Genomic DNA, 5,597 nt, shown 5'->3' with positions numbered 1-5,597 from the left:
GAAGTCACTGAAGAGAACTGCCATCGCCTCGCTGAGGAGCTGAGCCGCCACCCCGCTCCGCCTCCTGTCAGGGGCGCAGGCATCTGGCGGGACAGCTGCGGCAAGGCGGACCATGCGCCGTACACCGCGTACAACCCCTGTCGGCTCGGGCACGCTTGCCCAGGTCCCACCCGCGCTCCTGGCGTCCGGCGACCACCGGCACGGAAGCCCTGCTTCCTGGAGCCGCCTCAACGCCCCCAGAGCGTCCCGCTCGGTCACCTTTCGGTGGGTTCGTCGTTTGGTTATGACACCCCGCCTCGGGCAGCCAGATGTGCCGCCCGGCGGCGTTCAGCCTGCCGCCAGGGCCGCGCCCAGCGGCGTGTGCTCGTAGCGGACGTTCCGGCCGGTGCGGGTGCGGGTGACCAGACCGGCATCGCGCAGCACGGCCAGATGGCTGCCGACGGTGCCCAGGCCCAGGCCGAGCTGGGCGACCAACTGTGTCGTCGTCGCCGGCACGTCCAGCGCGCGCAGCACGTCCGCGCGGCGTGGGCCGAGCAGTCGGCTCAGGGCCTCGCCGCCGGGTGCGGGCGCGACGGGGCCGAGCAGGTCCGCGATGCCCCGGGCGGGGTAGACCAGGGCGTAGGGCCATGGCGGCTCGACGTAGCTGATCAGGGTGCCGAAGACCGTCGGCATCAGCAGCAGGCCCTGCCCGGCCAGCGGGTACCGTTTCGAGTCGGTACGCGAGCCCGTGCGCACTTCGATGGTCCCCGCCTGCCCTTCGGAGCGCCAGCTCACCCGGGGGTCCAGGTCGGACAGCGCTGCCTCCCAGCCGTACATCGTCAGGTGCCCGGCGCGGCGGACCAGGTCGCGCTCCAGCACCGCCCGCAGCCGGGGCCAGTCCGGCTCGACCAGCGCCTGCCAGCTCGCCTCGATGGCGTCGGCGAGCCGGGTGACCACGTCCGGTGCGTCGAGGATGCGCTGCACGTGGCGGGGCGGCGTCCGAAGTCCCTCGAGGTTGCGGTCCAGTTCCAGGCGTGCACGGTGCAGCGGTGTCGCTCGTACGACGGCCAGTTCGGCGGCGAAGTCGCTGCCGGAGCCCGACGGCGGCGGATGGATGAAGTCGGCGTTGTAGCGGCCGCGGCGGAACAGCGCCGTCAGCGCTGCGACCGCGGGCACCTGTCGGCGCAACTGCTCGTACCGGGGCGCGATGCGCTCGGCCCACGGCCGGAGCGGGCCGGCGGTCTGCACGCCGGCGGCGACGCGCAGCGCCTGCACCGCCTCGCCCAGCGGCGAGATGGCGTAGCGGGTGCGCGCCATGTCAACGGGCCCCACCTCGATGACCGGCATGTTTCGCCTCCTCACGAAAGCATAGTCACCCTGGACGGGCGGCCGTGATGCTGTCGGCCATGACCACCACGCCCGCTGCGGCACGCCCGGCCACCTACCGCGAGGTGTTCGCCGTGGGCCAGTTCCGTGTCCTGTTCGGCAGCTACACGCTCTTCCTGACCGGCGAGACGGTGCGGATGCTCGCCCTGTCCGTGACCGTCTACGCGGCAACCGGGTCGCCGCTGATGTCGGCGCTGGCGTATGCGGCGGGCTTCCTGCCCTACGCCCTGGGCGGCACGCTGTTGCTGGCCTTCGCCGACCGCTGGCCCCCGCGCACCGTCATGGTCGGCTACGAGGTGCTGCGCACCGCGGTCACCGCCGTGCTCGCCGCCGGTCTGCTGCCGGTACCGGTCATGCTGGCGCTCGTGTTCGTCACGGGTGTGCCCAGTGCCGTCGCCTCCGCTGCGCGTACCGCCCTTCTGCCCGACCTGCTGGACGGCGACCGTTTCGTCCTCGGCCGTGCCGTCTTCTCCATGGCCGCCGGCGGCACGCAAGTGCTCGGCTTCGCGGCCGGCGGCACGCTGATCGCCGCTGTCGGCGCACAGGGCGCGCTCTGGATCACCGCCGTGACCTGTGTGGCCTCGGCGGTTCTGTTGCGGCTGCGGCTGGCCGACCACCCGCCCCGTCGTACCGGGGGCTCGGCCGGCATCAGCGAGACCTGGCAGGTGAACAGGGCTCTGCTGCGCCGGCCTGCGGTCCGGGCACTGCTGCTGGCGCAATGGCTGGCACCGGCGCTGATGGTCGGTGCCGAAGGCGTGCTGGTCCCGTACGCCACGCAGATCGGCGCGCCTGACACGGCGGGTCTGCTGTTCGCAGCGGTCGCCGGCGGGATGCTGGCCGGCAATCTGATCGTCGGCCGCCTGGTGCGCCCCGCGGGCCGGGAGCGGCTGGCCCGCCCCCTCGCGCTCGCGCTCGGACTGCCGCTGCTGGGCTTCGTACTGCACCCCGCACCGCGATACGCCGCCGTCCTGCTGGTCGTGTCAGGTTTCGGCGTCGCCTACCAGCTCGCGCTGGCCCGCAGGTTCGTCGAAGCAGTGCCCGAGACGCAACGTGGTCAGGCGTTCGGCCTGCTGCTGACCGGCACGATGACGCTGCAAGGTCTCGCCGCGGCAGCCGGAGGCGCGCTCGGCGAAGTCGCGGCCCCGGCACTGGTCGTCACACTGGCCGGTGCGGCCTCGGCCGTCGCCGCCCTGATGTCCTGGCGGACGCTGTCACCCACACCTTGAAAGCCCTTCATCAGCTCGTCGTGGCCGACCGGCCAATGGGTGGCCGCCGGGATACGGGGGCGGATATCGGCGAGGGTGTCGGTGGAGCCCCGTCCCGAGGCCGGCAGCGTCCTGTCAGGCAGATCGATCGGCACCGTAGTAGCCGTGGCGCATCCGGAATCTCATCGGGTCGGTGCCGTCTGCCTGGATGTGCCCGATCAGCATCGACCGCAGCGGCTCCGGCAGGTCCTTGCCGTACGCTCCGGTCCAGTCGAAGGAACTGAAGAGCTGGGTCGCGCCGTCGAGCTGGACCGGGCTCGGCGAGCCGGTGGCGAGCGCGGCGATGACGAGGTCGGGGTCCTCGGCCAGCAGCAGTCGCTGGATCGCCATGTCGTACCACTTCAGGCCGCCGGTGGACTCCCGGGCGGAGATCCCGGACCATGCGAGCAGGACGCGGATCCGCTCGATCGCGTCGGGATAGCCATCCTGGACGAGCGTGGCGAGACGCGTCTCGGCCTCGCGCAGCCGATCCGACCAGGCTCGCAGGTCGCGCCCCGGCGGGTTGGAGACCTCCACGGCTTCGTCATGCAGACCGGTGGGTGCGGCCTGGAGCCAACGCAGCCGGCGCCCTTCCTCCTCGGCGTCTTGCACGGCCAGCGCCGCCTGAACCTCTCGCGATCCGGTCAGGCCCCGCTCCGCCAGCCACTCGGTGAGTGCCGGACCGTCCTGAAGATCGGCATCGCAGTCACCGATTCCTCGAAGACCGGACTGGTGGTGCAGGGTCCAACAGGCGATCAGCTCGCCCGTGACGTCGTGAACCATGATCGTCGGCCAGCCGTTGCACCGACACCGGTCGCCGGTGCCTCCGTCCACAAGGGCCAGCAGTTGGGCCAGGTCTGCGATCTCGGCACCGGACACCGCGATCCGCGCCACGTCGGCGGATTCCACCTCATCGGGAGATGCCTCGGCGATCACGACTCGCTCAGCACGGTTCAGTACGTCGCGCAGGCGCGCTGTCGTCGGAGCGCCCGCGTTCATGCCCGTCGTTCCCTCGTAGATCACGTCCGCGAGGATATCGGCGCCGATCCAGGGGAAGCCCGCCGGTTTCGACGGACCGAATCCCGCCTATGGCGGAAGAATGCTATGGACCGACCCACGGGGGGGGGAAGTCGCAGGGCATGGCACGCCACTTGATGCCGCTGTCCACGAGATGGCGACAGCGTCCCGGCATCGCTCGGTTGGAGTGCGCCTTCGGCTGCCCGCACCGGACGTCCCCTGACCCACAGTTCCTTTCGTGCGACCGTCACCCATGGTGCGACGCGAGGTGAGAAGGCCGGATTCTGGGGCCAGGTGGACGTCGGGGTCCGTCAGGCGAGGTGGATCGTGAAGCGCCTCACGACCTTCGGGTCCGTGGCGATCGTCTCGGAGTGGACAGAGCCGCGGGCCTTCTCGTACTTCCCGGTGCCGCCGGTGATCGCGGAGTCGAAGGGACCCTGGTCGATGTAGTCGAAGTACACCCCCTGCGTGGTGATCTGGCCGTCCGGGAGGACGTAGGTCACGAGGCACTGCTCCGCTTCGTCGGCGCTGCCCCGGGTGGTGGTGCAGGTGCCGTGGGTCTCGCCGACCTTGTTGTGCGCCTCGTCGAAGAGGTCCGAGCGGACGACGACCCGATCGCCCTGCGAGACACTGCCGGGGGTGACGGGGAAGCGGGTCAGCTGCTGCACCTCGGCCAGGAACGTAAGGGTCCGGTTTTTGTCCTTGGTCTGGGCGGAGCCCGCGTCCGTCGCGCCGGCCGCGACGGGGGTGAAGGCGAGGAGGGTGACCAGCGTGGCCGTGCCGAGGCCGGCCGCTCTGATGGGGCGCATCTTGCGACTCCTGAGCTCGATGTTCGGGAATGACCGGATGGCGAACTTCCATCCGATTCCGTTCGATTCCCTTCATAGCCCCGGCTCCCCCGCCGCGCGGGGCATCCCGGCGCGAACCACCGGCACATCCAGCCGGTCGGACCATAGTCAGCGGTGACGTCCAGGGAACGCGGGATGCCGGCGAGCTCGGGGCGCGAGGCTGGGCCCAGGCGGGAAGACAGCTCGTCAAGGACGGGGATTTTCGGCTCCACGGCGGGGGCCGTGGCGAGGGAAGGTCAGGCGACCGGAGCCCTTGTTCGACCGCCGAGCGAGCCTCTCGGTACGAGAACGGCATCCTCGCGAGCGGGGAGCAGACGGCCTGCGGCGTGACGGAGCGTTCGCCAAGATCTGCGGAGAGGACCGCGGCCCTGTCAGCAGGGCGGATTAGAGTGGGCCGCGCCCGCTCGGGCTCCGGCCCGCAGTGTCCGCCATGAGCGGCCTGGGGCAAAGGGGGGTGGCTGGACGGTCCCTCTGGTACGCCGCAGGGACCGGAGTAGACGCCCGATCCCACCCCCCTTCCCTCCCTCGACGCATCACACCGGGACACCGCGCTCAGACCCGAAGGCCGTCAGTTCGTCATGGCTCGACCACGACACCTTTCTCGAACCGGACGTCGGCACGTACCGAGCCACGAAGCGGGCACCCCTGATCGCGTACCAACGAGCCCGGCCGGACACGACGAACCTGAGCACCGTGACGGACGCGACGGCCGGCCTGCACGCGCCGCAGGCGACTTCGGTGCGAGCGGGGCCATCCTCACGCGCACCAGGAGCAAGCGACGCTGAGGTACGACGGAAAGGAATAGGGCTTGTCCCCGCGGGCGCGGGGAGCAGTGCTCGTAGACCGCGGACACGAGGGCGCTCTGCCTGACCAGCAGTTCCACCCGGGCACCAGCCCGCCCCCAGAGAACTTTCACCGCAACGGATCAAACGCCCCCGACGGCCGAGAGTCGTCCGTCCTTCCCCCTTCACTGCTACAAGACCGAAAGATCGCAGCGGGACCAGTCGTCCCAGCACGGGCCCCGCCGGCCGGGCCGATGCCAGCCAGCAGCTCTTGGCCATCTACGGAGTGACAGCGGGCAGCGAGAACGGTGGTGGTCCACCCCTCACCAGAGGGGTGGACC

General features: G+C 71.0%; 4 protein-coding genes. 1 reads left to right on the top strand and 3 read right to left on the bottom strand.

The window, feature by feature from the left end; translation table 11 throughout:
• Positions 1 to 327 precede the first annotated feature (327 nt).
• Positions 328 to 1,326, bottom strand: a complete 999-nt coding sequence (locus tag IE321_RS40480) for an ArsR/SmtB family transcription factor (protein ID WP_190226631.1) — start codon at positions 1,324 to 1,326, stop codon at positions 328 to 330.
• Between the two features lie 59 nt (positions 1,327 to 1,385).
• Between IE321_RS40480 and IE321_RS40475 the strand changes: the two genes are divergently transcribed.
• The gene (locus IE321_RS40475) at positions 1,386 to 2,591 is read left to right on the top strand and encodes an MFS transporter (protein WP_229916818.1); all 1,206 of its coding nucleotides are present in this window, start codon (positions 1,386 to 1,388) and stop codon (positions 2,589 to 2,591) included.
• A 114-nt stretch (positions 2,592 to 2,705) separates the two neighbouring features.
• On the opposite strand, the gene IE321_RS40470 is transcribed toward IE321_RS40475, so the two are convergent.
• Both IE321_RS40470 and IE321_RS40465 read right to left on the bottom strand, forming a co-directional pair.
• The gene (locus tag IE321_RS40470; protein WP_190226629.1) at positions 2,706 to 3,632 is read right to left on the bottom strand and encodes a hypothetical protein; all 927 of its coding nucleotides are present in this window, start codon (positions 3,630 to 3,632) and stop codon (positions 2,706 to 2,708) included.
• A 305-nt stretch (positions 3,633 to 3,937) separates the two neighbouring features.
• The gene (locus IE321_RS40465; protein WP_190226628.1) at positions 3,938 to 4,435 is read right to left on the bottom strand and encodes an allene oxide cyclase barrel-like domain-containing protein; all 498 of its coding nucleotides are present in this window, start codon (positions 4,433 to 4,435) and stop codon (positions 3,938 to 3,940) included.
• Between the last annotated feature and the right edge of the window lie 1,162 nt (positions 4,436 to 5,597).

The organism is Streptomyces hydrogenans, from assembly GCF_014656075.1.
Classification (GTDB): domain Bacteria; phylum Actinomycetota; class Actinomycetes; order Streptomycetales; family Streptomycetaceae; genus Streptomyces; species Streptomyces hydrogenans.
The sequence above is the reverse complement of the archived record's forward strand: the minus strand, read 5'-3'. Positions and strand labels throughout refer to the sequence as shown.

Excerpts from the sequence above, each read along its gene's own strand:
- IE321_RS40480 (WP_190226631.1), bottom strand. The coding sequence starts at position 1,326 with ATGCCGGTCATCGAGGTGGGGCCCGTTGACATGGCGCGCACCCGCTAC.
- IE321_RS40475 (WP_229916818.1), top strand. The coding sequence starts at position 1,386 with ATGACCACCACGCCCGCTGCGGCACGCCCGGCCACCTACCGCGAGGTG.
- IE321_RS40465 (WP_190226628.1), bottom strand. The coding sequence starts at position 4,435 with ATGCGCCCCATCAGAGCGGCCGGCCTCGGCACGGCCACGCTGGTCACC.